This is a genomic window from Rhodococcus tukisamuensis NBRC 100609, assembly GCF_001894985.1.
Classification (GTDB): domain Bacteria; phylum Actinomycetota; class Actinomycetes; order Mycobacteriales; family Mycobacteriaceae; genus Rhodococcus_G; species Rhodococcus_G tukisamuensis.
This window is the reverse complement of the sequence record NZ_BCXG01000015.1, coordinates 69,089-92,318: the sequence shown is the minus strand read 5'-3', so window position 1 is coordinate 92,318 and position 23,230 is coordinate 69,089. Positions and strand designations below refer to the sequence as shown.

Below are 23,230 nucleotides of genomic sequence, written 5' to 3'. Positions count from 1 at the left end.
GATCCGAATGTCGCCGCCAAAGAGCGGGGTCGACGCCATGCGACCGAACCACGGTGAGATCTGGATCCGACCGAAGGAGCGTCATGACGATGCGAACGATGCGGTCTGTCGTAGCCGACAATTTGGGCGAACCGTCCGAGGTCCTGCACCTGCGCACCCGCCCGCTTCCGGATCCCGGTCCCGGTCAGGTCCGGATTCGGGTGACAGCTGTACCTGTCCATGCCAGCGATCTGCACACCATCCGCGGGAGGTACGGATTCACCCCGGAGTTCCCGACCGTGCCCGGAATCGAATCCGTCGGTGTGATCGACGAACTCGGTAGCGGCACAGACGGTCTGACCGTCGGGCAACGCGTCATCACGATCGGAGTCACGGGAACGTGGCAGGAGTATGTCGTCGCCGATGCCGGGCGGGTCTTGTCGGTTCCCGCCGGCATGAGCGATTCCACGGCCGCCCAGATTCTCGCCAATCCTCTCGCCGCCGTGATCTTGACCGGTGACGAGCTCGATGTTCGACCGGGCGAGTGGCTCCTGCAGACGGCGGCCGGTTCGACCGTGGGTCAGTCGGTCATCCAACTCGGGGCGCACGTCGGCTTCAAGACCCTCAACGTGGTCCGCCGTCGATCCGCTGTCGAGGGCATCCTCGCGCTGGGGGGCACCGCGGTGATCTGCACGGAGGACGAGGACCTGCGCGAACGGGTGGCCGACATCGCAGGCCACGACGGCGTGTCCAAGGCGATCGACTGTGTCGGCGGTCAGGTGGGTGCCGACGTGTCGCGTGCACTCGCACCGCACGGTGAGCTGGTCGTCTACGGTGCGCTGTCCACGCACCGCCAAACCGATCCCGACAAACTCACCATCCCGATCTTCGCGCGTTCGCTGATCTACGAAACAAAGATCGTTCGCGGGTTTTGGCTGCTGCGCTGGTTCACCGAGACCCCGAAGGATCGGATGGCTGCGGCGATCGACCGGACGGTTCAGCTCGCGGACAGCGGAGTGTTGCGCGTGCCGGAGGGCCAGCCGATCCCCGTCGAAAAGTTCAGCGAAGCCGTCTGTTTGGCCGAAGCTCCCGAACACGGGGGCAAACCGCTGCTGGTGTTCGAACCGTAGGAGGCGGTTACCTGCATCACGCCTGCGCCCCGCCGACCAGCAGCAGGATCGCGGTGGAGACGTCGGTGCCCGCGCCGCCGGTCGCCAGGCGGCGCAGCTGCAGGCCGGCGATCGTGGCGACCAGTGTCGGGGCCAGCATCGCCGCGTTCGGCACGCCCAGCGCCTCGAGGATGGTGACGGTGAGGGTGTCGTAGGCGGCGAAGCACTCGCTCGCGGCCTCCTGCAGCGCCGGGTCGCGGCCGGCCTGGATGTACAGCTCGAACGGGGCCACCCGCTCGGCGGCCCAGCCGAGGTCGCGGACCACCTGCTCGGTGAGTGAGGCCGCATCCTGCACGCTCAGTCCGTGGTCACGGTACTGCTCCGCCAACTCGGTCAGGCGTGCCGTCTCCTCGGTGACGAAGCCGAGCAGGGCGTCGCGCAGCATGTCCGTCTGGCTGGGGAAGTGGTAGGTGATCGAGCCGAGCGACACCTGCGCCTGCGCGGCGATCCGCCGGTTCGTCACCGCGGCGATGCCGTCCGTGCCGATCACGTGCAGCACCGCCGCGAGGATCCGCTCCCGCGCCGGTGTCCGTTCGCTCACTTCACCACCACTCACTTCACCACCACTGCTCGGGACGTTCACGGTCCCACCGTAGTTCGCGTTCGAGCTGCGCGGCCAACGACACCAGCATCGGCTCGGTGTCGTGGTGACCCATCAGCTGCACGCCGCGGGGCAGGCCGTCGGAGGTGAACCCGGCGGGCACGTTGACGCTCGGCCAGCCCAGGATGTTCCAGGGCCAGGTGTACGGGCAGGCGGCGGTGATCACCTTGTCGGTCTCGAACTGCCCGATACCGTCGAGCGCGTCCACCGGCGGCGGCGGGGTGGCGGTGCTGGGCGCGAGGATCACGTCGAAGTCGTCGAAGATGGCGCCAATCCGCCTGCGCATGCGGGGCTCGGCGGCCCGGGACGCGCGCAACGGCAGCCCGCCGAGCAGTCGGCCGGTGCGGGCGTTGGCCTGCGTGCGGGGGTCGAGGAGGGACGGATCGGGCATGCGGGTGCGCCACTGCTCGAGCCCGGCCATCGACCGGGGCAGGAAGTTCAGGCCGAGCAGCAGGCCGTAGGCGGGGTCGGCGATGACCACCTCGTGGCCGAGCTTGCGCAGGGTGTGTGCGGTCTCGCCGACCGCGTCCTTGAGTTCGGGGTGCAGGGTCCGCGGGGTCGCGGTGTACGGGATCTTCAGCGACAGCGCGATCCGCAGCCGGCCGGGCTCGCGGTCGACGGCGTCGCGCACCGTCACCGGCGGCGGCTGGTGCAGGTCGCCCTCGTGCGAGCCGGACACCAGGTCCAGCAGCAGCGCCGCGTCGGCGACGGTCCGGGCCAGCGGCCCGATCACGGTGATGCCGTAGAACGCCTCGGTCTCCGGCCAGGTGGAGACCCGGCCGCGCTGCGGCTTGATGCCGACCAGGTTGGTCCACGACGCGGGGATCCGTACCGACCCGGCGCCGTCCGAGCCGAGCGCGGCGGGCACCAGCCCGGCGGCGACGGCCGCGGCGCTGCCGCCCGAGGAGCCGCCGGGGGTCCGGCCGGCCGCCCACGGGTTGCGGGTGTGGCCGAAACTGCCACCGGTGAAAGGCCATTGGCCCAACTCGGGGCTGTTGGTCTTGCCGACGATGACGGCCCCGGCCTCGCGAAGGCGGCACACCACCTCGGAGTCCGCGGTCTTGGCGGGGAACTCGCCCGCGCAGCCGAAGGCGGTCGGTTCGCCCGCGACGTCCACGTCGTCCTTGACCGCGATCGGAACGCCGAGCAGCGGCGCGCGCTCACCCGCGGCCAGGCGTCGGTCGGCCTCGGCGGCCTCGGCGAGGGCGGCCTCGCGCCGGAGGATCCGGAAGGCGTTGAGGCTCGGCTGGCTGGCCTCGGCGGCGTCGAGGCTGCGCCGCACCAGGTCGACGGAACTGGTCGTCCCGTTCGCCAGTGCCGCGGCGGTGTCCTCGAGCCCCAGCTCGCGGGTGTCTTCGGCGTGAGTGGTCACCGGGTGTCTCCGTCCTGTTCGTTCGAACGAACAGTAGCGCCGACGGCGGGTGGCCGTCCCGGTTTCGAGCGAGACACGGGGGATCCGGCCGGGGTGCTACCTCGCCGGAGGGTCTCCTGGCGACCGCGTGCCGAGTTCGCGTTCCCGGGCTGCCCATGCGGTCGGACTCATGCCGAACTGTCGGCGGAACCAGCGCGAGAAGGCACTCAGGTCGGAGAAGCCGAGTTCGCCCGCGATGTCGGTGAGGTTCCGGTTCCCGCGCGTGACGTACCGCCGCGCGAGATCTGCGCGCACCGAATCGACCACGGACGAGTAGTTTTCGCCCGCCTGGGACAGGTGTCTGTGCAGGGTTCGCCGGTCCATCCCGAGGCTGCGCGCTATCCGGGCCGCGGTGCACTTTCCGCCCGGCAGGAGCGCCTCGATCATCTCGCGCACCCGTCCGACGGCGGAGGCATCCTCCGGCGGCGCGAGCAGGTCCAGGTACTGCCTCGCGTAGGGCTGGAACATCGGGTCCGACAACGGGTTGACGGAGTCAAGGTCGCTCGAGTAGAGCACAAAACCGTTGAAGTCCCGTTCGTACGCGATACCCGTCCCGAATGCACGGTGATGGACGTCGAGTGTGGCTGGCGCGTCGTGGACGAAGCACGTGGACAGCGGCCGCCAACCGTCCGGAAGGAACGCGCTGAGGATCCGGGCCAACGACGCGACGACCAGTTCGATGGACTGGCGACCGAGTGTCATCCCGGCCGCGGGCTCGATCCGCAGTGAGGCAAGCCCGTTCAACTCCACGAGCCGAATCTGGATCGCCTCGTTGTGTACCCGCATGTGGCGCAGTATGAGCGCGATCGCGCTACGGACGTCCGGCTCCTCGCGGGCGGCCAACCCCACTGCGCCGAGTATCGACACGCCCCTTCCGTCCGCCATCCTGACCGCGAAGTCCATGCAGGACGTTGCCTCGGCGGTGCGCTCGAGCAGTTCGTCGACGCGCTCCGCGGGAAGCCACGTGTTGGGGATGGCCAGGGCGGTCGGGTCGATGCCCACCGCACGCATGAACAGATCGGGGTCCGAGCCGAGGGACTGGGTCAACTCGACGTACCCGGTCAGGGCCGAACTCCGTACCTTCTGCGACGTCATCGATTGCCCCTGTCCCAAGCTGCCAAAGAATGTGTCCCAATGGGCCAAGTGATCTTGCCCCAATGCGTATAGCGTGACATGAGTCACCGCGCTTGGTCGCATCCGTCCGCGCGGTGACTCCGCTGGGCAATCCCCGGCCGTCGCATGCCCTGTCAGGACTTGATGCGGCGCCTTCGAATCAAGGCGTCGCCGCATCGACGCACGTCCGTTGTGCAGTTCACACCTCGGTTCAGGACCGCAGCGAGCTTTCCGAACCGGTCATATCCGAGACGCGTCGCCCCAACGCGCCCTTCACGAACAGGAATTCGCATGGAACTGGAATCCCCGGCGTCAACGCCACCCCGAGAGGTCCCCGGCGCAGGCGCCCCCTCGAAGATCTTTCCGTGGGTGGTCTTCACCCTGATCTTCGGGCTGATGATGTCGGACTACATGTCCCGGCAGGTACTCAGTTCCGTCTTCCCCGTGCTGAAAGCGGAGTGGGATCTGTCGGATTCGCAACTCGCGGCCCTGACCAGCGTCGTCGCCCTGATGGTCGGTGTGTTGGCGCTGCCGATGTCACTGCTCGCCGACCGTTGGGGTCGCGTCCGCAGTGTGGTCCTCATGGCAGTCCTGTGGAGTGTCGCGACCGTCCTGTGCGCCGCGGCGGGGAACTACTCCCAGCTGCTCGGCGCACGATTTCTGCTCGGGTTCGGCGAGGCCGCCTACGCGAGTGTGGGCATGGCCGTCATGCTGGGAGTCTTTGCCCCGCGACTGCATGCCTCGCTCAGCGGCGCCATCCTCGGTGCGGCGTTCTTCGGCTCGGTCGTCGGTGTCGCGCTCGGCGGCGTGCTCGCGGATCGGCTCGGTTGGCGCGCGGCCTTCCTGGTCATGGCGGCCTTCGGTCTGTGTCTGATCATCCTGTTCCGGATCCTCGTCAACGAGCAGCGGCTGGCGCGTCATGCCACCGATCGTCCGGTCTCAGGGGCGCCCGCCTCCGGGAGTGGACGCGCCCCGATTTCGAGCCTGCTCACGAACGCCTCGCTGACCTGTGCCTACGTCGGTGCCGGAATCCAGTTCTTCGTCTCGGGTGTGCTGCTCGCCTGGCTTCCCAGCTACTTCAACCGCTACCACGACATGGCGGCCACGGATGCCGGGTTGGCGGCATCGGTCTTCGTGCTCCTGATCGGCGCCGGCACGGTGCTCTGTGGCATCGCCGCCGACCGGTTCGGTCGCCGGCGACCCGAACACAGGTGGAGTGCGGCGATCGCGTTCGCCGGCATCGCGATGGTGTCCCTGATGGTCGGCTTCCAGCTCGCGAACGGGCCTGTGCAGATGGTGTTGATCGGCGTCGGGGCGTTCTTCTGCTCCGGATTCTCCGGTGCCACAACGGCGGTCGTCGCCAGCCTGTCCCACCCGTCGATCCGAGCCTCGGCCCTCGGTGTGGGCGTGCTCGCGAACAACGTCTTCGGGCTGGCGCTCGGGCCGTTCGTTGTCGGACTGCTGTCCGATCGACTGGGTCTGCTCGGTGCGTTGCAGTGGGTCCCACTCGCATCCGTCGTTTCGATCGTGGTCTTGGGCCTCGGCATGAAGCTCTATCCCGCAGGTCTCCGCAAGCTTGCCGCGGTGGAGTCGAAGAACTCCGCTGACGTGTCGCAGGACTCGGCAGACACGCTCGTGGCCTCGGCGTAGATCGCCACGACCATCCGACTTCTGTCGACCGTCCCGAGCGTCGAGACGGTCGGTCAATCCCATCCACCGAAGGAAAGTCAGAGAAATGCAGCAGCTACTCGACAAGGTTGCCGTGATCACCGGAGCGGCTCAGGGCCTGGGCCGCTCGATCGCGCTCGCCATGGCGCACGAGGGCGCGGACCTCGTCCTCTGCGACCTTCAGGAAGACAAGCTGGCGGAGGTGTCCGCCGAGATCGAGGCGCTGGGACGCAACTGCCTGGCCTTGCGCTGCGACGTTTCCTCCAAGGATCAGGTCGTCGAGATGTTCGCCCGGGCTGCCGAGCAGTTCGGGACCGTCCACATCCTCGTCAACAACGCCGCACGCGTGCCCAACATGCCGGCGGACGAAGAGCGACGTAGCCGTCACTACGCCTACGTCACCACCCCCATGGAGCGCCAGTCCATCGGTATCACCAGCAGTCTGACCGACGACGACTGGCTCAAGTGGTGGGACGTCAACGTTCACGGTGTCTTCTACTGCACCCGTGAGGCATTGAAGTTCATGGAGCCTCAGGGCTACGGCCGCATCATCAACATTGCGTCGGTCGCCGGCACCTCTACCGCAAGCACTCACAGCCCCGGCTACTCGGCCGCCAAGGCCGCCGTCGTGAGTCTGACCAAGACCGTCGCCCTCGACGTTGCGGGCGCCGGCGTCTACGTCAACGCCATCGCCTGCGGAGGTGTCCTGACGCCTCCGTTCCAGGAATACCTCGACCACGCGACCGACGAGCAGAAGCGCAGCCTGTTCCAGATCATTCCCGTGGGCCGGCTCGGCACTCCCGAGGAGTACGCCTCCCTTGCCGTCTACCTCGCGGGCGAGACCCACTACCTCGTCGGCCAGGTCATCAGCCCCAACGGTGGCGCCGTCATCTGACCGCGGCCGATCCGCGATTCAGTCGAATGCCCTTCCTCGGCAACACTTTCTGCCAATCCCGACAGGAGCAACACCATGCACTTCCACGATGATGCACTCTTCCCGGAGAACCAGGACAAGCTGGTCATCACCGCAGCACCGTACGGCCCCGAGTGGGAGCCCAACGACTTCCGTGAGGACCTGCCGCTGACGATGGACGAGCACGTCCAGCAAGCGGTGGACTGCTACGAGGCCGGCGCGTCGGTGCTGCACATCCACGTCCGTGAGCTCGACGGCAAGGGCAGCAAGCGGCTCTCGAAGTTCAACGAGCTGCTCGGTCGGCTGCGCGAGGCCGTCCCGGAGATGGTCCTGCAGGTCGGAGGCTCGATCTCATTCGCGCCGGAAGGTGAAGGCGCCGAAGCCAAGTGGCTCTCCGATGACACCCGGCACATGCTCGCCGAGCTCGACCCCAAGCCGGACCAGGTCACGATCGCGATCAACACCAGCCAGATGAACATCGCGGAGCTGTTGACCGCGGACGACATCGCGGGCACGTCCCTGGCGCGTCCGGAACTGCAGGAGACGTACCGGGAGATGACGATCCCGGCCGGACCGGCCTGGGTTGAGGAGCACCTGCGTCGCCTACAGGCCGCCGGCATCCAGCCCCTGTTCGCGCTGACCGGAATCACCGGACTCGAGAGCGTCGAGCGGCTCATCCGCCGCGGCGTCTACACCGGTCCGCTGAATGTGACCTGGACCGGCATCGGCGGCGGCATGGAGGGACCGAACCCGTACAACATCATGAACTTCATCCAGCGCGTCCCGGACGGAGCGGCCCTGACCCTGGAGTCCCTCATGCGCAGCGTGCTGCCCGTCAACACGATGGCGATCGCGATGGGCCTGCACACCCGCTGCGGCAACGAGGACACCATCTGGGGCCGCAAGGGCGAGAAGATGACCTCGGTTCAGCAGATCCAGCAGTTGGTCCGGATCGCCAGTGAACTCGGACGCGAGGTCGCCACCGGAAAGGACGCCCGCGACATCTACAAGATCGGTGAGACCTACGCCGACGCCGACGAGACGCTGGCGAAGCTCGGTTACGCGCCGAACCGCCGCCCGGGCCAGGTCGGCTTCACCCACCACGCCTGACCCTTCGACGGCGCCCCCAGTCGAGCGGGGGCCACGGACACTGCCCGTGGCCCCCGCCGGTAGCCGCACCCTCGCCCGGTCCGTGCGTGACCGCGTTCGCCGAATTCTTCCCCTACCTAGGAGTGTTACGTGATCAACGGCCTGACCATGGATGACTACCAGCTGACGCTGACCGGGGTGGTCGAGCGTGCCGAGCGATTCCACAGCGGCAAGGATGTCGTCTCCCGCCGCCCCGACGGCAGCATCGCCCGGACCACCCTCGGGGCGTGCGCCCGGCGCTCGCGTCGGCTCGCCACCGCGTTGGCGGGGCTCGGTGTCGCCGACGGTGACCGGGTGGCGACGCTGTTGTGGAATCAGGCCGAGCATCTCGAGATGTACTTCGCGGTCCCGGCGATGGGGGCGGTGGTGCACACGCTCAACCCACGGTTGCACGCCGACGAGCTCGGATTCATCGTCGGCGACGCGCAGGACCGGGTGATCGTGGTCGACGAATCGCTGCTCGAGGTGCTGGACACCTTCCGTCATGCGCACCAGTTCGAGCACGTCATCGTCGTCGCGCACAGCGACACGGCACCCGACGGGACCCTCGACTACGAGGCCCTGATCGGTGCCGCCGAGCCGATGGAGTGGCCGGCACTCGACGAAGGTCGTGCCGGCGCAATGTGTTACACGTCCGGAACCACCGGACGACCCAAGGGCGTGGTGTACTCGCACCGGGCGCTGGTACTCCATTCGCTGACCGCGGCACTGCCCGATTCGTTGGGGGTGTCGACACAGGACACACTGATGCCGGTCGTGCCCATGTTCCACGCCAACGCCTGGGGTCTGCCCTATGCCGCTGCGCTGCTCGGGGCGCGGCTGGTGCTGCCCGGCCCGAAGCTGGATCCGGTGAGCGTGCTGGACCTGATCGCCACGGAGAAGGTCACCATGACGGCCGGGGTGCCCACGGTGTGGATGGCGATGCTCGACGCGCTCGACGCGCAGCCGCAGCGCTGGGAGCTGGGCCACCTCGATCGGCTGATCGTCGGCGGGGCGGCGGTGTCGCGCAGCCTGCTCGAGGGGTACGACCGGCACGGCCTGACGGTCGTCCAGGCGTGGGGAATGACGGAGACCGCACCGCTGGGCACGGTCAGCCGGCTCCCCGTGGATCTTCGGGAGGGCGAAGCCGACGAGCAGTACGCCTTCCGGGCCAGGCAGGGTGTCGCCATGCCGTTCGTCGACATCCGGGCCCGCAGCGAGGACGACGGGTTCATCGAGTGGGACGACCGTGCCATGGGCGAGCTGGAGGTGCGCGGTCCGTGGGTTGCCGCGGCCTACCACAACGGCAAGGGCGCCGACAGTTTCACCGCTGACGGCTGGTTCCGTACCGGAGACATCGTCCGCATCGACCACCGCGGCTGCATCCGGGTCTGCGATCGCTCCAAGGACCTGGTCAAGTCCGGAGGCGAGTGGATCTCCTCGGTCGACCTCGAGAACCACCTCATGGCACACCCGTCGGTGGCCGAGGCCGCGGTGATCGCCGTACCCGACCCCCGTTGGGGCGAGCGTCCACTGGCGGTACTCGTGCTCCGGGACGGCATGACCGCGGACCCCGAGCAGTTGCGCGAGCACCTGTCGACCGAGTTCTCGCGGTGGCAGCTGCCGGAGCGGTTCGAGATCGTCTCCACCATTCCGAGGACGGCCACCGGCAAGTTCAAGAAGCTCACGCTGCGCGAACAGTTCTCCGCATGAGCTGCGGCATGTGACTTCCCCAATGTCACATCGGTTACCCACAGGGTCCCCGATGTGACATTGGGGACGGCGGCACCTGGGTCGGGGACGCCGGTACCTGGGCCGGGGACGGCTACTTGGCGGGCGGCATGGGCGGGGCATCGTCCGGCGCGAGCTGGGCGCCGATCTTGCGGAACAGCAGGTCGGCCTCGTTCGTGTAGGCGCCGGTGTCGTCGAAGGCGGCCTGGTCGTAGGTGGTGGCGACGGCGATCGCGATCTTCTTCGACGGCAGGTAGGCCTCGGACGCGGAGTAGCCGCTGAACAGGGGGTTCTGCATCAGCCAGTCGCCGGTGATGACGAGTCCGAGCCCGTACGTGTAGCCGATGTCCTGCACGAAGCAGGTGGTGCACCCCGGCAGGGTGGTGGTCTTGCCGCGCAGCGCCGTCGACACCATCGCCTGGTACGACTCCGGCGAGAGGAGCTTGCCGGTGCCGATCGCGACCGCGGTGGCGTGCAGGTCGTAGATGTTGCTGGTCTGGATGGCGCCGTGGGTGATGGTCCACGACGGGTTCCAGAAGCTGGACTCCTCGTAGAACGGCACGCCGGAGGGGATCTGCAGGGCCTCGCGGCGTTCGGAGCTGAACGCGTGCAGGACGGGCTCGGGGATCGCCGCCGTCCCCGGGTCGGTGGTGTTCGCCAGCCTGAGCGGCCCGAGCACCTTCTCCTGCATCAGCTGCGTCATCGGCTGACCGGTGATCTTCTCGAGGGCCAGGCCGAGGATGACGTAGTTGGTGTGCGCGTAGTTCCAGTTGGTGCCGGGCTCGTAGAGCAGCGGCTTGTCGGTGCCGTAGGAGATCAGTTCCTCGGGCGTCCAGTTGCGGAAGGGGTCCGCGTAGATGGCGGCGTCGAACTCGGTGTTGCCGATGACGTAGTCGACGTAGCCCGAGGTCATCTGGGCGAGCTGGCCGAGTGTCACCCGGTCGGAGTTCGGGATGTCGGGCAGCCACGTCGACACCTTGTCGTCGAGGCTCACCCGCTTCTCGTCGACGAGCTGGAGCAGCAGCGTCGAGACGTACGAGATGGCCACCGCGCCGTTGCGGAAGTGCATGTCGGTGGTGGCGGGGACGCCGGTCATCGACTCGCCGAGCGCAGCGGTGACGATCTCCTTGTCGTCCATCGTGACGCGCACGATCGCCGATTTCAGGTGGGCCTGCGACATGGCGTCGCGCACGATCTTCATCACCGCGTCGGCCTGCGCCGGATCGGCGGAGGCCGCGGTGGTCCGGACGGTGGTGGTCGTGGAGGCGATACCGGGGGAGGACGGATTGTTCGACCCGCACGCGGACAGGAGTGCGAGAACGCATGCCAACACGAGAATCCGTCTCGAGGCCATAGTCGAGCTTGGCAGACCGGGGAGGTCCGCGCGCGGTGAACCGGCGCGACGGTGCCGGCGCGGGACGCGCGACCAGGCCGCCTCGCGGGAACGGGAGCGTCGCCGCACCGTGGGAGACTGGACGGGCGAGCGAAGCGACGGGAGATCGGGTCTGTGAGGTTGTACCGGGACAATGCGGTGGTGCTGCGCCAGCACAAGCTGGGCGAGGCCGACCGCATCGTCACCCTGCTCACCCGCCAGCACGGGCTGGTGCGGGCGGTGGCGAAGGGCGTACGACGGACCAAGTCCAAGTTCGGCGCCCGGCTCGAGCCCTTCGCGCACATCGACGTGCAGCTCTACCCGGGCCGCAACCTCGACATCGTCACCCAGGTGCAGACCATCGACGCCTTCGGCGGCGACATCGTCGACGACTACGGCCGGTACACCACCGCGTGCGCGGTGCTCGAGACCGCCGAACGCCTGGCGGGCGAGGAACGCGCCCCGGCCCCGCGACTGCACCAGCTCACCGTCGGGGCCCTGCGCGCGGTGGGGGAGCAGGCGCGTCCAGCCGAGTTGATCCTCGACGCATTCCTGTTGCGGGCCATGGGTTTCGCGGGCTGGGCCCCCGCGTTGGAGGAGTGCGCGCGGTGCGCCGCTCCGGGTCCGCACCGGGCCTTCCACGTGGCCGCGGGCGGCGCGGTGTGCGTGCACTGCCGCCCACCCGGCGCGGCGACCCCGTCGCCCGGGGTGCTGGACCTGATGGACGCTCTCGCGCGCGGCGACTGGGCGCGCACCGAGGACGCCCCCGGCGCGATCCGCAGCCAGGCCAGCGGTCTGGTGGCCGCGCACCTGCAGTGGCACCTGGAACGACAACTGCGCACCCTGCCGCTGATCGAACGGCACCGGCCGCATGCGGCGGTGGAGCCGGAGCCCGCCGGGGCCGGCGTCGGGCCGGTGGAATCGCCACCGGTGGCGCAGGCGCCTGGTCCGGTCGGGCAGGATGGGGACCGTGATTCGACGACGCGAACCGCAAGCCACGCCTAGCCGGGCCGTCCGGCCCCCGGACCCGCACCCGTCGGGGGCGCGGGCACCGATCCTCCAGCCCGAACTCATCCCGCGGCACGTCGCCCTGGTGATGGACGGCAACGGGCGCTGGGCGCAGGAGCGCGGGCTGCCGCGCACCGCCGGACACGAGCGCGGCGAGGCGGTCCTGATGGACTCCGTCTGCGGGTGCATCGAGGTGGGCGTCAAGTGGCTCTCCGCGTACGCGTTCTCCACCGAGAACTGGAAGCGCAGCCCCGACGAGGTGAAGTTCCTGATGGGCTTCAACCGCGACGTGATCCGCCGCAGGCGCGACGAGATGAACGAGATGGGCGTGCGGGTGCGCTGGGCCGGTCGACGGCCGCGACTGTGGACCTCCGTCATCAAGGAACTCGAGATCGCCGAGGAACTCACCAAGGACAACACGGTGATGACCCTGACGATGTGCGTGAACTACGGCGGACGGGCCGAGATCGCCGACGCGGCAAGGGAAATCGCGCGCCGGGTGGCGTCGGGTCAGCTGAACCCGGAGAAGGTGACCGAGGCGACGGTCGCGAAGTACCTCGACGAGCCGGACATGCCGGACGTCGACCTGTTCCTGCGGCCGTCGGGGGAGATGCGGACGTCGAACTTCCTGTTGTGGCAGTCCGCCTACGCCGAGATGGTGTTCCAGGAGAAGCTCTTCCCCGACTTCGACCGCCGCGACCTGTGGGCGGCCTGCGTGGAGTACGCCTCCCGTGACCGACGGTTCGGCGGAGTCAAATGAACAAGCACAGTGGCGGGGTCAAGTAGTGGCCGCCGAGACGGCCGAACTTCTCCAGGCCCGGGCGCAGGAAGCGCTGTCGCACTTCACCGAGGTCCGGGTGTCCGAGGACGGGTCGCTGGGTTTCGAGTACGCCGGCGCGCTGTGCTCGCTGCGCGCGGTGACCCTCTCGCCCGGCCTGGACGTGCTGTCGGTGACCGCGGTGCTGGCCTGGGACCGCCCGGCCAAGCCCGCGTTGCACAAGAAGGTCGCCGAGAAGAACTCGATGATGCAGTTCGGGTCGATCACCGTGATCACCCGCGGCAAGCTGGCCGACGTCATCCTGCGCTACACCTTCCCCGCCGCCGGGCTCGGGGACGAGGCGCTGACTACGATGCTGCTGCTGGTGCTCTCGGGCGCGGATCAGGGGCGGCAGGGGTTGCTGCCCTAGTCGCAGCGCTCAGGTGCGCGATCGGGATCCACTCGTCACCGATGTGCGCGTTTGGATTCGCGGGCTGCAGTCTTGGCGGAGCGGGTGATGCTCTTGAGCTCGTCGCGGGTGAATCCGAGATGACGGGCGGATCGCATCCAGGTGTAGAGGTCCGATGCCACACGATGCTGGCCGAGCCGCGTGTAGCAGGCCGCCAGGTCGAAGGCGGACTTGCGGCCTCGTGCGGCGATCTCGGCGTCCGGAAAGGCGCCCGCGATGTCCAGGATCGTTCGGTGGGCGTGGGTCGCGTCGGGTAGGCGGCCGAGCCCGGTCAGCAGCAGCGCCTTGTTGCGCAGTGTCTTGACACGGCGGAGCCGGCGTTCGGCGGAGTCGACGGACTGGTCGTGGATCCTGAGGACGTGGTCGTAGGCGGCGATCGCGGCGACCGGGTCGCCCAGTCCGTCGACCAGGACGGCGCGGTTGTAGGTGGCCACTTCGCGGGCGTTCACGATGTCGCCGTCGGTCGCTCCGTCGGCGAGCCGCTCGAGCGCCTCGTAGGCCTCGATCGCTGCACCCTCCTCGCCGAGTCGGCCCAGCGCGATGCCGAGCCGCAGGTGACCGCGTGCGTGCACCCGGCGTGCCCGGGTGTCGAGACCGGGGCGGCGCAGGGCGGCGCTGCGTGCCGCGGCGACGAGCTCCTCCCACCGCCCGGCGTCGAGCAGAAGTCCTCCGAGCACGTCCAACGCCGCGAGCCCGAGCATGACGATGTTCTCGTCTGGGTCTACGACGGTGTCGGCGGCGATCGCCGCGAGGATTTCTTCGGCGTCGGCTCGTCGCCCCTCGTCGACTGCCCTGTCGGCCCCGTACAGCCGTTCGCGAAGATCGCGGTAGCGGGCCTCTCCCGCCGAGGCGGGGGCCGCATCGGTGGGGGAGGTGATCTCGAGGATCCGTCGATTCTCGGCCGCGAGTTCGACGGTGTCGCGGATGTCCGGGTCGTCGCTGTCGGCGTGGCTGGCCACCAGCCCCTGCAGCAGGGTCGCCGCCACCCCGCGTTCGCCGCGTTCTGCCGCGCGTGTCGACTGAACGAGGCGGCGCCGGGCGTCCAGGCGGCGGATGCGCACGTCCGGATCGTCGGCAAACAGGTCCGCAAACCGATGCAGCGCATCATCGATCTCGGTCGGATCGAGCCCGGGCGACTGCCACACGGAGAAGAGGGAGTTGGCCGCCCACAGGCGGACGTCGGCGTCGGCGTCGACGGCCGAGCGGTCCACGGTGTCGCGGATGACGCGGCGAGATTCGGCCAGCTCGCCTGCTTCCCGCAGCAGGCGTCCTCGCCAGTACACCGCCTGGGCGATCGCGGCCGGGACGCCGGGCACGCCGGCGGCGGGTGCGTAGCGGTGCGGCACCTGCGCCAGCGCCTCGAGGGCGTCGCCGCGTCGTCCGATGTCTGCGAGTCGAAGCGCCCGGTCGACCATCGCCAGGGCGAGCGGCACGACGAGACGCTCGTCGTGCTCGTGCCCGGGGAATTGCGCTTCGAGCCGCTCGTAGAGTCGCACGGCGCCCGCGGGGTCGCCGAGGTGCGCGGTCACCTCGGCGAGGCGTGACGCCACGCGCGCCCGTGCCGCCGCCGTGAGCGGGCTCGGATCGGTGTCGAACGCGTGGTCGGCGTGGGCGAGGACCTGTCGATCCACCGTCGTCACCGCGCCTGCGTCCTCGGGAACACCCCTGAGCACCCACCACAGGATCGCCTCACGCGCGTCCTCGGCGGCACAGGTGGCATAGCGGTCCACCAGTGCGGCGGAGTGTTCCGCGGCGGCACGGTCGCGCTCGGTGTCGGGAAGCCGTTCCAGCACCTGGTCGAGATGCCGGGCCTGTTCGGTGGCCGCCTCGAAGCCGGGATCGGCGACGGGCACATCCAGGGCGCGCAGGCCGTGGCCGATCGCCACCGCCGCCGGCGCTCCCCGGCCGATCTCGTCGTCGACCAGGCAGAGCGACGCGGCGTGCAGGAGCGCCCGGGCCGAGGGGAGCGGCTCCGCCTCGGCGACGACACGGTGCATCAGCGCGACCGCCGACTCCGGGTCGTCTCCGCTGTCGTAACGGATCCGCGCCGCCTGGTAGAGCGCGGCGATGCGCAGATGACGCAACCGCTCGTCGGACTCCGCGGTGAGCGTGAGCGCCAGCGTCTCGAGGCCGACTGCCACCCGATGGCGATCTCGTCCCAGGTGGCGTCGCAGGATCTCGGCGGTGAACAATGCCTCCGCGCGTGCCTGCCGAACGCCGAGCGGTTGATCGTCCCCGATGTGCCGTGCTGCGAACGACTCCGCCGCTCGCAGCACGTCGACCAGCACGATCGCGTCGTCGGGCTCGTGCCGGTGGACCCACTCGATCGACTCGAGCTCGGCGAGCGCGCGCGCCTCACGGACGGCGTCGGCGTCGAAGCCGTCCGTGAGTTCGGTCATCCGCGCGATGCGCCGCTCGAGGGCATCGCGTGGTTCGCACGGGGCTTCCAACTGGACGAGCATCCCGGTCGCCTCGGCCACGGCTATGGCTTCCATGTCCTCAGCGGCACGCCGCGGCGCATCCAGCGCCAGCGCCAGGATGGCGTGCGCCTGCTCCTGGTCACCTGCCTCGAGCAGCTCGCGCGCGCGGCGCACGACGTCACGAACCATCGTCGGTCCTTCCCGTGCACGTCGCCGAGTGCGTCAAGATCGCAATCGCGGTGTCCGTGACGATCGCGGGATGTCAGGCCGTGCGCCGCTAGGCGGAGCAGTTGCGGCAGGTGCCGAAGATCTCGACGGTGTGGCTGACGTCGGTGAAGCCGTTCTCGTCGGCGATCGACTGCGACCACTGCTCGACCATCGGGCCCTCGACCTCGACGGTGAAACCGCAGCTGCGGCACACCAGGTGGTGGTGGTGCCCGGAGGAGCAGCGTCGGTACACGGACTCGCCGGTGTCGGTGCGCAGCACGTCGACGGTGCCGGCGTCGGCGAGCGTCTGGAGGGTGCGGTAGACGGTGGTCAGCCCGATGCCCTCGCCGCGCCTGCGCAGTTCGTCGTGCAGGTCCTGTGCGGAGCGGAACTCGTCGATGTCGTCGAGCAGCGCGGAGATTGCGCTGCGCTGCTTGGTGGCGCGGACGCCGACGACGACGGGGGTACGGGGCCCGGCCTTCTCTGTCACGGTCTCGGTCCTTCCTCGGCGTGGGCGACGGCATCGATCACGATGTGCGCCAGGTGGTCGTCGACGAGACGGTAGAACACTTCCCGGCCGGTCCGCTCGCCACGGACCACACCGGCGGCCTTGAGGATCCGCAGGTGCTGGCTGATCAGCGGTTGGGTGACCCCGAGGGCCTCGACCAGTTCGTGCACGCAGCGCTCGGTCTCGCGCAGCTGCAGCACGATCGCGATACGGACCGGCGCGGCCAGGGCGCGCAGCAGGTCACCGGCCGCGGCCATTGCGTCCTTGCTGGGCAGTGTCGCCGGTGGCGTGGACGTGTCGCCGTGGTGATGCGGGCCCGGGTCGCCGTGCACGTCGTCGGCGTCGGTGATGCTCACTCGGCGGGCTCCTGGCGTTCTCGTGGCGGCGGTCTGCGGCCGCGGAGAGGTCGTCCGCCGGCCACCTTATTGCAAATCGATTCCATTTTGATATGCACGAGTATGCATGTCAAACGGTTGAATTGGGCACGCCCCCGGGGGCAGATAGGCTGGTACCCAGCAAACCCCCGTGACGCAGCATCTATTACCCAGATGGAGAGCTCCCCAAGTGGCACCCAAGTCCAAGGTCGAAACCGTTGCCAACCTCGCCAAGCGCCGAGGACTCGTCTTCCCGTGCGGTGAGATCTACGGCGGTACGAGGTCCGCGTGGGACTACGGCCCGCTCGGTGTCGAGCTCAAGGAGAACATCAAGAAGCAGTGGTGGCGGAGCATGGTCACCAGCCGCGACGACGTCGTGGGCCTCGACTCGTCGGTGATCCTGCCGCGCGAGGTGTGGGTGGCCTCCGGCCACGTCGGCGTCTTCAACGACCCGCTCGTCGAGTGCCTGAACTGCCACAAGCGCCACCGCCAGGACCACCTGCAGGAGGCGTACGCGGAGAAGAAGAAGCTCGACAACCCGGACGACGTCACGATGGACCTGGTGGTGTGCCCGGACTGCGGCACCGTCGGTCAGTGGACCGAGCCGCGCGACTTCAACATGATGCTCAAGACCCACCTCGGCCCGGTCGAGACCGAGGAGGGCATGCACTACCTGCGGCCCGAGACGGCGCAGGGCATCTTCGTGAACTTCGCGAACGTGCTCACCACCTCGCGCAAGAAGCCGCCGTTCGGCATCGCCCAGATCGGCAAGAGCTTCCGCAACGAGATCACCCCCGGCAACTTCATCTTCCGCACCCGCGAGTTCGAGCAGATGGAGATGGAGTTCTTCGTCAAGCCGGGTGAGGACAAGGAGTGGCACCAGTACTGGATCGACACCCGGATGGCCTGGTACACCGACCTCGGCATCGACCCGGAGAACCTGCGCCTGTTCGAGCACCCGGCCGACAAGCTGTCGCACTACTCCGACCGCACCGTCGACATCGAGTACCGCTTCCAGTTCCAGGGCAGCGAGTGGGGCGAGCTCGAGGGTGTCGCCAACCGCGGCGACTTCGACCTGACGACCCACTCGAAGCACTCCGGCACCGACCTGAACTACTTCGACCAGGCCAGCGGCGAGCGGTACACGCCGTACGTCATCGAGCCCGCGGCCGGCCTGACCCGTTCGCTGATGGCGTTCCTGGTCGACGCGTACTCCGAGGACGAGGCGCCCAACGCCAAGGGCGGCGTCGACAAGCGCACCGTCCTGCGCCTGGACCGCCGGCTCGCCCCGATCAAGGCCGCGGTGCTGCCGCTGAGCCGCAACGCGGACCTGACCCCCAAGGCCAAGGACCTCGCCGCGGCGCTGCGCAAGAACTGGAACATCGAGTTCGACGACGCGGGCGCGATCGGTCGCCGTTACCGTCGCCAGGACGAGATCGGCACCCCGTTCTGCATCACCGTCGACTTCGACACCCTCGAGGACCAGGCCGTCACCGTCCGCGAGCGCGACTCGATGGAGCAGGAGCGCGTCTCCCTCGACAAGGTCGAGGGCTACCTCGCGCAGCACCTGATCGGCTCCTAGAGCCCCGGGTCCCCGGCCGGCAGCGCCGGACGCCCTCGACCGCCTCGCGGATCGAAGGGCGTCCGGCGCTTCGCTTTTCGCGGTCCGTCAGCGGGTCGCCACCGCGGCGGGCCGGATGTTCTGGTTGACGTGGAAGACGTTGTCCGGGTCGTACCGTTCCTTGACCTCGGCCAGCCGGTCGTAGTTGCCCAGGTACGACGCCCGGACGCGGTCCTGACCCTCGTCCATCAGGAAGTTGACGTAGGCACCGCCCGCCGAGGTGGGGTGCAGCTCGGTCCAGTAGTCCTTCGCCCAGGCGGTGATCGTGTCCGCGTTGGCCGGGTCCGGGTCCACCCCGACGATGACGCCGGCCCAGCCGCCGTCCCGGTAGGCGAAGGCGGTCGCGTCTTCGGCCACCCGGCCCGCGGCGCCGTCGATGGGGTAGAGGTGCATGGTGGAGTGCCCCGTGGGCAGTTGCGCACCGAACTTGCAGTGCACGTCGATCGCGGCGTCGGAGATCTCGTTGAAGAAGTCCGCCCGCCAGTACCACTGCAGCCCGGCCGGGTAGAGCCCGTCGAACGCGCTCTGCAGCACGTTGAACGGCATCGGATGGGGGCCCACCAGCAGCGGTGACCCGAACGACCGGATCGGCTCGAGCACCTCGTCCGCCCGCTCGTGCGACCCGGTGTAGCACCACACGATGGCGCAGGACTTGCGGCCCCAGAGCTCCTCCGGGAACGGCGGCGCCGGCGGGACGGTGATCAGCCCGAGCCAGCCACTGAGCTCCTCCGGCAGCGACGGCAGCAGCTCCCGGTACCAGCGCATCACCGCAGGGGTGTCGGCGAGGTCGTAGAGCACGGGGCCGCCGATGACCACGCCATGCTCGCCGATGTCGTGGCAGCGGAAGCGGAACGACGTGACGACCCCGAAGTTCCCGCCGCCGCCGCGCAGGGCCCAGAACAGGTCGCTGTGCTCGCTCGCGCTGGCGGTGACGAAGGTGCCGTCGGCGAGCACCACGTCCGCGGCGAGCAGGTTGTCGACGGTGAGGCCGAAGCGCCGGGACAGGTAGCCGATGCCGCCGCCGAGCGTCAGGCCGCCGACGCCGGTGGAGGCGAGGAAGCCGGACGGGGTGGCCATGCCGAACGCGACGGTCGCGTGGTCGACGTCGCCCCAGGTGCAGCCGCCGTCCACGCGGACGGTGTGGCCGACCGGGTCGACGGTGGTGCTGCGCATCAGCGACAGGTCGATGACCAGGGCGTCGTCCCACACCCCGAGGCCGCCGGCGTTGTGACCGCCGCCGCGCACCGCGATCTCGACGTCGTGCTCGCGGGCGAACCGCACGCAGTTGATGACGTCTGCGACGTCCCGGCAGCGGGCGATGGCCGCGGGGCGCCGATCGATCATGGCGTTGTAGACGGCCCGCGCCGCGTCGTACCCGGCGTCGGACGGGGTGATCAGGTCGCCGCGCAGCGTCGCGGCCAGGTCTTCGTACGTCGTGGTGGACATGACGCTTCCCTTCCGGTGGTGTGGCTCCCGCTCGTCGGGTGCCCGCATCACCAAAGCTACGAAGGGGGCGTTCGCGCAGCGTTCGTCCGCCGTCGCGGTCATCGGGTCGGGCGAACGCCCCGCGCCTCGAGGTCGCGTTCGCATCGCCGCAGCAGCGCGGCGCTGCCGTGTTCGGACGCCATCGCGGCGGCGGCGCGCAGGCGGGTGCGGGCGCCGTCGGGGTCGTCGTGGGCGGCGCGCAGTCGCATCACCTCGGGCAGCCACCACAGGTCGCTGCGGGCCTGCCCGGCGACGACGGCGGCGTCCAGGGTCGCGCGCGCGGCGTCGGGCCGCTGCTCCCGCATCGACAGGTCGGCGAGCAGCGAGAGCCAGTACGGCATCCGGGCGAACGAGCCTGCCGCCCGGAGGTTCTCGAGGCCCCGCCGGGCGAGCGGGATCCCGGACGGCCCGGGCTCGGACCAGCCGCCGAGGATCAGGGCCCACTCGCGGTAGTAGGCGAAGTCGAACCGGTCGCACAGGTCCTGCAGCTCGCCGACTGTGTCCCGCAGTTCGTCGCGGTCGCCGAGCATCTGCAGGGTGATACCGCCGTACGCCAGGGCCACGGCCAGGCTGTACGGGTGCCGGGCGCCCCGGGCGAGTGCGACGGCGTCACGGCAGCTCGACCGGGCGTCGTCGTCGTGGCCGAGCAGCCAGTGCGCGTGCGCGGACCAGGCCAGGGAGTGCACGTCCGGTCGGGTACCGACCGTCAACGAGTGGGCGCCCCGGGTCAGCTCGGCCGCGAGCTCGAAGTGGTGCAGTGCCTCCGCCGGCCTGCCGAGGCTGACGGCGGACCCGGCGAACGCGAAGTGGGCGCTGCCGCTCAGCTGGGAGTCGGCGTCGGAGTCGGAGTCGACCAGGGTGAGCGCGCGGGACACCGCCCGGTGTGCGCCCGCGGTGTCGCCCTGGACGAACCGGGACGTCCAGAGTCCCACGAGCGCGACGACCGTCGAGTCCCGGCGGCCGAGCACCTCGGCCAGCTCGATCGAGCGTTCAAGGGTGTGCTGCAACTGGGGCGAGGAGTAGCCGTACCGGGCGTTGAGCGGCGCCGCCATCGACTCGAGGATGTCGAGTTCCCGGGCGAGCGCGCCCCGTCCGCCGGGTTGTGCGCGCACGATCGCGAGGGCCTCTCGGTGCAGGCGGATCGCCTCCGCGTGGGCGAACGTGCCGGAGGCGACCTCGGCCGCCCGCCGGTAGTAGGCCACCGCCCGCTCGGCCCGGCCGCCCCGCGCGTACTGCTCGGCGAGCTGGGCGGAGACGGAGTCCGTGTCGCCGGAGTGAAGCAGTTCGAGGCCCTGGGCCAGGCGCCGGTGCAGCAGCCACCGCGCGGGCGGGCCGACCTGTGCGTACGCGGCGTCCCGGAGCAGGTCGTGGGAGAAGTCGTAGCCGTCCCGGAACTCGTGGAGGATCCGCCGCCGCCACAGCTCGTCGACGGCCCGGACCACGGTGTCGGCGTCGAGGTCGCTGGCCTCGGTGAGCAGGTCGAGGGTGAAGTTCCGCCCGACGGCCGCGGCGAGCCCGGCGACCTCGCGGGCGGCCGGGCTCGCGTGCTCGAGACGGGTGCGCAGCACCGTGGTGAGATCGCCGACCGGAAGAGGAGTCTCGCCGTCCTCCGCGGCGGTGCGCATCGCCTCGACGACGTACAGCGGGAACCCGCCCGTCGCCGCCTGCAGCAGCTCCAGGTCGTCCGCGCGCAGTGGCCTGCCGGCCGTGGCCTCGGCGAGCCGAGCGGTGTCGTCCACGTCGAGCGGGCTCAGGTCCAGCTCCGTGAGCAGCCCGGTGGCCCGCATCCGCGCGGTCCACGCCCCGAGGTCGGGGCCGGGGTCGTGGTTCTCGTCGCGCAGCGCCGCGGCCACCAGCAACGGCGTGTCCGTGGTCAGTCCCAGCAGGAACGCGACGAACGTCAGCGTCTCCTGGTCACACCATTGCAGGTTGTCCACCACCAGCAGCAGCGGGCGGCCGTCGCCGATCAGCGCCCGGGCCAGGCCCTCGAAGAAGCGGAGGCGTTGCCAGGCGTCGACCATCGCGCGGGAACCGGCGCCGGGATCGCGGGGCCGGACAACGGCGGCTCCGGGCGAACCGGCGCCGGACGGCACCAGCCGGTCCACCTCGTCGCGCCAGAGCGGGTCGAGCGTCGCCGTCGCGTCGCGGATTGCCGGGTTCCGCAGCCAGTCCGCCACCGGAGCGAGTGGCAGCCGCCCGGAGGCGCCGAAGCACCGGGTCGCCGCCACCACGGCGCCCTGCGACCGGGCCAGCGCGGCGACCTCGCGCAGCAGTCGGGTCTTACCCACCCCGGCGCCGCCGCCGACCAGTGCGATGCCCGGGTGGCCCGCCGCGGCGGCTCGCCACCGGTCCCGGAGCAGGCCGAGTTCGCGGGCGCGGCCGACGAACTCGGCGGCGGCCGGTCCGGATCGGCCGACGGCACCGGCGGGCCGCGGCGCGTCGGCCGGCGTCGCCAGCAGGGCTGCCGCCGCCTGCCTGGTCGCGGGTTCGGGGGCGACACCGAGCTCGCGCTCGAGGACGGACGCGCAGCGGTGGTAGGTGCTCAGCGCTCCGGCCCGGTCACCCGCGTCGACCTGCAACCGCATCAGCGTGCGGTAGCCGACCTCCTCCAGCGGTTGCAGCCGGATCCGCCGACGGGCAGCCTCGGTCGCCGCCGCCGGGTCGCCGCCGCGAGCGCTCGCGGCGCAGACCAGGTCGCACAGGTCCACGCACTGGCGCTCGAGCTCCGCGCGGGCCTCGAGCAGCCAGTCGTCGTACCCGCCGGGCAGGAACTCGCCGCGGTACGCGGCGATGGCCGCCCGGGCGTGGGCGAGGGCCGCGTGGTCGTCGCCCGCCGCCGCCGCGGCCAGCGCGACCCGGCGTTCGAGGTCGAAGGCCCGGACGTCGACGCGGCAGGTGTCGCTGTCGCGCCAGCACAGGTCCGTCGAGGTCACGACCAGGGAGTCCGCGTCGCCGAGGGCGCGGCGCAGGTGGTGCAGTTCGCGGCGCAGGTTGGTCAGCGCCTGACCGTCCGCCGAGTCCGGCCAGAAGAGTTCGGCGATTCGCTGCCGGGGCTGTGGCGTGCCCGCGTGCACCGCCAGGAAGGCCACCAGGGCAACCGCGCGCGGCGACCGGGTCGCGGCGGTCCCGGTCGCGGTGTCGGTGATTGCCTGCTCCCCGAGGAGGGAGACGTGCAGCATGTCGGCTGGCCTCCTACCCAACTCAGGCTAGCCGGTATGGGCGACCGCCGGCGTTGAGCCGGGGGTCGTGGACCACGAAGGTCTCCTGGCGTTGCGTGGGTCGTCGTAGCTCCACTC

The 23,230-nt window shown here is 70.1% G+C and carries 18 protein-coding genes; 9 read left to right on the top strand and 9 right to left on the bottom strand.

The genetic code is table 11. From position 1 onward, the window contains the following. Positions 1–83: 83 nt before the first annotated feature. On the top strand, positions 84–1,109 hold the full coding sequence (locus tag RT2_RS16400; protein WP_307718219.1) for a zinc-dependent alcohol dehydrogenase family protein: 1,026 nt from the start codon (positions 84–86) through the stop codon (positions 1,107–1,109). Between the two features lie 16 nt (positions 1,110–1,125). Here RT2_RS16400 and RT2_RS16395 read toward each other — a convergent pair whose 3' ends face one another. The 3 genes from RT2_RS16395 to RT2_RS16385 all read right to left on the bottom strand — a co-directional run bounded on the left by RT2_RS16395 (position 1,126) and on the right by RT2_RS16385 (position 4,255). Beyond that, on the bottom strand, positions 1,126–1,689 hold the full coding sequence (locus RT2_RS16395) for a TetR/AcrR family transcriptional regulator (RefSeq protein ID WP_072845855.1): 564 nt from the start codon (positions 1,687–1,689) through the stop codon (positions 1,126–1,128). A 16-nt stretch (positions 1,690–1,705) separates the two neighbouring features. Continuing rightward, positions 1,706–3,121, bottom strand: a complete 1,416-nt coding sequence (locus tag RT2_RS16390) for an amidase (protein WP_072845854.1) — start codon at positions 3,119–3,121, stop codon at positions 1,706–1,708. A gap of 96 nt (positions 3,122–3,217) precedes the next feature. Further along, the gene (locus tag RT2_RS16385; protein WP_072845853.1) at positions 3,218–4,255 is read right to left on the bottom strand and encodes an AraC family transcriptional regulator; all 1,038 of its coding nucleotides are present in this window, start codon (positions 4,253–4,255) and stop codon (positions 3,218–3,220) included. A 309-nt stretch (positions 4,256–4,564) separates the two neighbouring features. On the opposite strand from RT2_RS16385, the gene RT2_RS16380 reads away from it, so the two are divergent. The 4 genes from RT2_RS16380 (at position 4,565) to RT2_RS16365 (ending at position 9,695) form a co-directional block, all read left to right on the top strand. Continuing rightward, entirely contained in the window at positions 4,565–5,923 is a 1,359-nt protein-coding gene (locus tag RT2_RS16380; protein ID WP_072845852.1) for an MFS transporter, read from the top strand. 112 nt (positions 5,924–6,035) lie between these two features. Then, positions 6,036–6,836, top strand: coding sequence for an SDR family NAD(P)-dependent oxidoreductase (locus tag RT2_RS16375; RefSeq protein WP_245709351.1), 801 nt, complete (start codon positions 6,036–6,038; stop codon positions 6,834–6,836). 75 nt (positions 6,837–6,911) lie between these two features. Further along, the gene (locus RT2_RS16370; RefSeq protein WP_072845850.1) at positions 6,912–7,964 is read left to right on the top strand and encodes a beta-keto acid cleavage family enzyme; all 1,053 of its coding nucleotides are present in this window, start codon (positions 6,912–6,914) and stop codon (positions 7,962–7,964) included. A 129-nt stretch (positions 7,965–8,093) separates the two neighbouring features. After that, positions 8,094–9,695: a long-chain fatty acid--CoA ligase gene (locus tag RT2_RS16365; protein WP_072845849.1), complete on the top strand. Its 1,602-nt coding sequence runs from the start codon at positions 8,094–8,096 to the stop codon at positions 9,693–9,695. 112 nt (positions 9,696–9,807) lie between these two features. Here the strand turns inward: RT2_RS16365 and RT2_RS16360 are convergent, their stop codons facing one another. Further along, positions 9,808–11,067, bottom strand: coding sequence for a serine hydrolase domain-containing protein (locus RT2_RS16360; protein ID WP_072845848.1), 1,260 nt, complete (start codon positions 11,065–11,067; stop codon positions 9,808–9,810). 153 nt (positions 11,068–11,220) lie between these two features. Between RT2_RS16360 and recO the strand changes: the two genes are divergently transcribed. From recO to RT2_RS16345, 3 genes are read left to right on the top strand one after another with little or no spacing between them, the layout of a single operon-like run. Continuing rightward, on the top strand, positions 11,221–12,090 hold the full coding sequence (gene recO, locus RT2_RS16355) for a DNA repair protein RecO (protein WP_072845847.1): 870 nt from the start codon (positions 11,221–11,223) through the stop codon (positions 12,088–12,090). Continuing rightward, on the top strand, positions 12,056–12,853 hold the full coding sequence (locus tag RT2_RS16350) for an isoprenyl transferase (protein WP_217635607.1): 798 nt from the start codon (positions 12,056–12,058) through the stop codon (positions 12,851–12,853). The genes recO and RT2_RS16350 overlap by 35 nt, the downstream gene beginning before the upstream one ends. 25 nt (positions 12,854–12,878) lie before the next feature. Then, complete coding sequence (locus RT2_RS16345) at positions 12,879–13,280, top strand: hypothetical protein (protein ID WP_072845845.1); 402 nt, start codon at positions 12,879–12,881, stop codon at positions 13,278–13,280. A gap of 35 nt (positions 13,281–13,315) precedes the next feature. On the opposite strand, the gene RT2_RS16340 is transcribed toward RT2_RS16345, so the two are convergent. The 3 genes from RT2_RS16340 to RT2_RS16330 all read right to left on the bottom strand — a co-directional run bounded on the left by RT2_RS16340 (position 13,316) and on the right by RT2_RS16330 (position 16,729). Then, entirely contained in the window at positions 13,316–15,928 is a 2,613-nt protein-coding gene (locus tag RT2_RS16340; RefSeq protein ID WP_072845844.1) for a hypothetical protein, read from the bottom strand. A gap of 88 nt (positions 15,929–16,016) precedes the next feature. Beyond that, positions 16,017–16,436: a Fur family transcriptional regulator gene (locus RT2_RS16335; RefSeq protein ID WP_072845843.1), complete on the bottom strand. Its 420-nt coding sequence runs from the start codon at positions 16,434–16,436 to the stop codon at positions 16,017–16,019. Continuing rightward, positions 16,433–16,729: an ArsR/SmtB family transcription factor gene (locus RT2_RS16330; protein WP_245709370.1), complete on the bottom strand. Its 297-nt coding sequence runs from the start codon at positions 16,727–16,729 to the stop codon at positions 16,433–16,435. The genes RT2_RS16335 and RT2_RS16330 overlap by 4 nt, the downstream gene beginning before the upstream one ends. Positions 16,730–17,018: 289 nt before the next feature. Here RT2_RS16330 and RT2_RS16325 point away from each other — a divergent pair, with 289 nt between their 5' ends. Beyond that, complete coding sequence (locus tag RT2_RS16325) at positions 17,019–18,410, top strand: glycine--tRNA ligase (RefSeq protein ID WP_072845842.1); 1,392 nt, start codon at positions 17,019–17,021, stop codon at positions 18,408–18,410. 87 nt (positions 18,411–18,497) lie between these two features. Here the strand turns inward: RT2_RS16325 and RT2_RS16320 are convergent, their stop codons facing one another. Further along, positions 18,498–19,895: an FAD-binding oxidoreductase gene (locus RT2_RS16320; protein WP_072845841.1), complete on the bottom strand. Its 1,398-nt coding sequence runs from the start codon at positions 19,893–19,895 to the stop codon at positions 18,498–18,500. A 98-nt stretch (positions 19,896–19,993) separates the two neighbouring features. Next, the gene (locus RT2_RS16315; RefSeq protein WP_072845840.1) at positions 19,994–23,113 is read right to left on the bottom strand and encodes an ATP-binding protein; all 3,120 of its coding nucleotides are present in this window, start codon (positions 23,111–23,113) and stop codon (positions 19,994–19,996) included. Positions 23,114–23,230 lie beyond the last annotated feature (117 nt).

Bases quoted from the DNA above. Each gene is read 5' to 3' on its own strand.
- RT2_RS16340 (WP_072845844.1), bottom strand. From the start codon at position 15,928: ATGGTTCGTGACGTCGTGCGCCGCGCGCGCGAGCTGCTCGAGGCAGGT.
- RT2_RS16380 (WP_072845852.1), top strand. From the start codon at position 4,565: ATGGAACTGGAATCCCCGGCGTCAACGCCACCCCGAGAGGTCCCCGGC.
- RT2_RS16315 (WP_072845840.1), bottom strand. From the start codon at position 23,113: ATGCTGCACGTCTCCCTCCTCGGGGAGCAGGCAATCACCGACACCGCG.
- RT2_RS16320 (WP_072845841.1), bottom strand. From the start codon at position 19,895: ATGTCCACCACGACGTACGAAGACCTGGCCGCGACGCTGCGCGGCGAC.
- RT2_RS16400 (WP_307718219.1), top strand. From the start codon at position 84: ATGACGATGCGAACGATGCGGTCTGTCGTAGCCGACAATTTGGGCGAA.
- RT2_RS16360 (WP_072845848.1), bottom strand. From the start codon at position 11,067: ATGGCCTCGAGACGGATTCTCGTGTTGGCATGCGTTCTCGCACTCCTG.
- RT2_RS16370 (WP_072845850.1), top strand. From the start codon at position 6,912: ATGCACTTCCACGATGATGCACTCTTCCCGGAGAACCAGGACAAGCTG.
- RT2_RS16385 (WP_072845853.1), bottom strand. From the start codon at position 4,255: ATGACGTCGCAGAAGGTACGGAGTTCGGCCCTGACCGGGTACGTCGAG.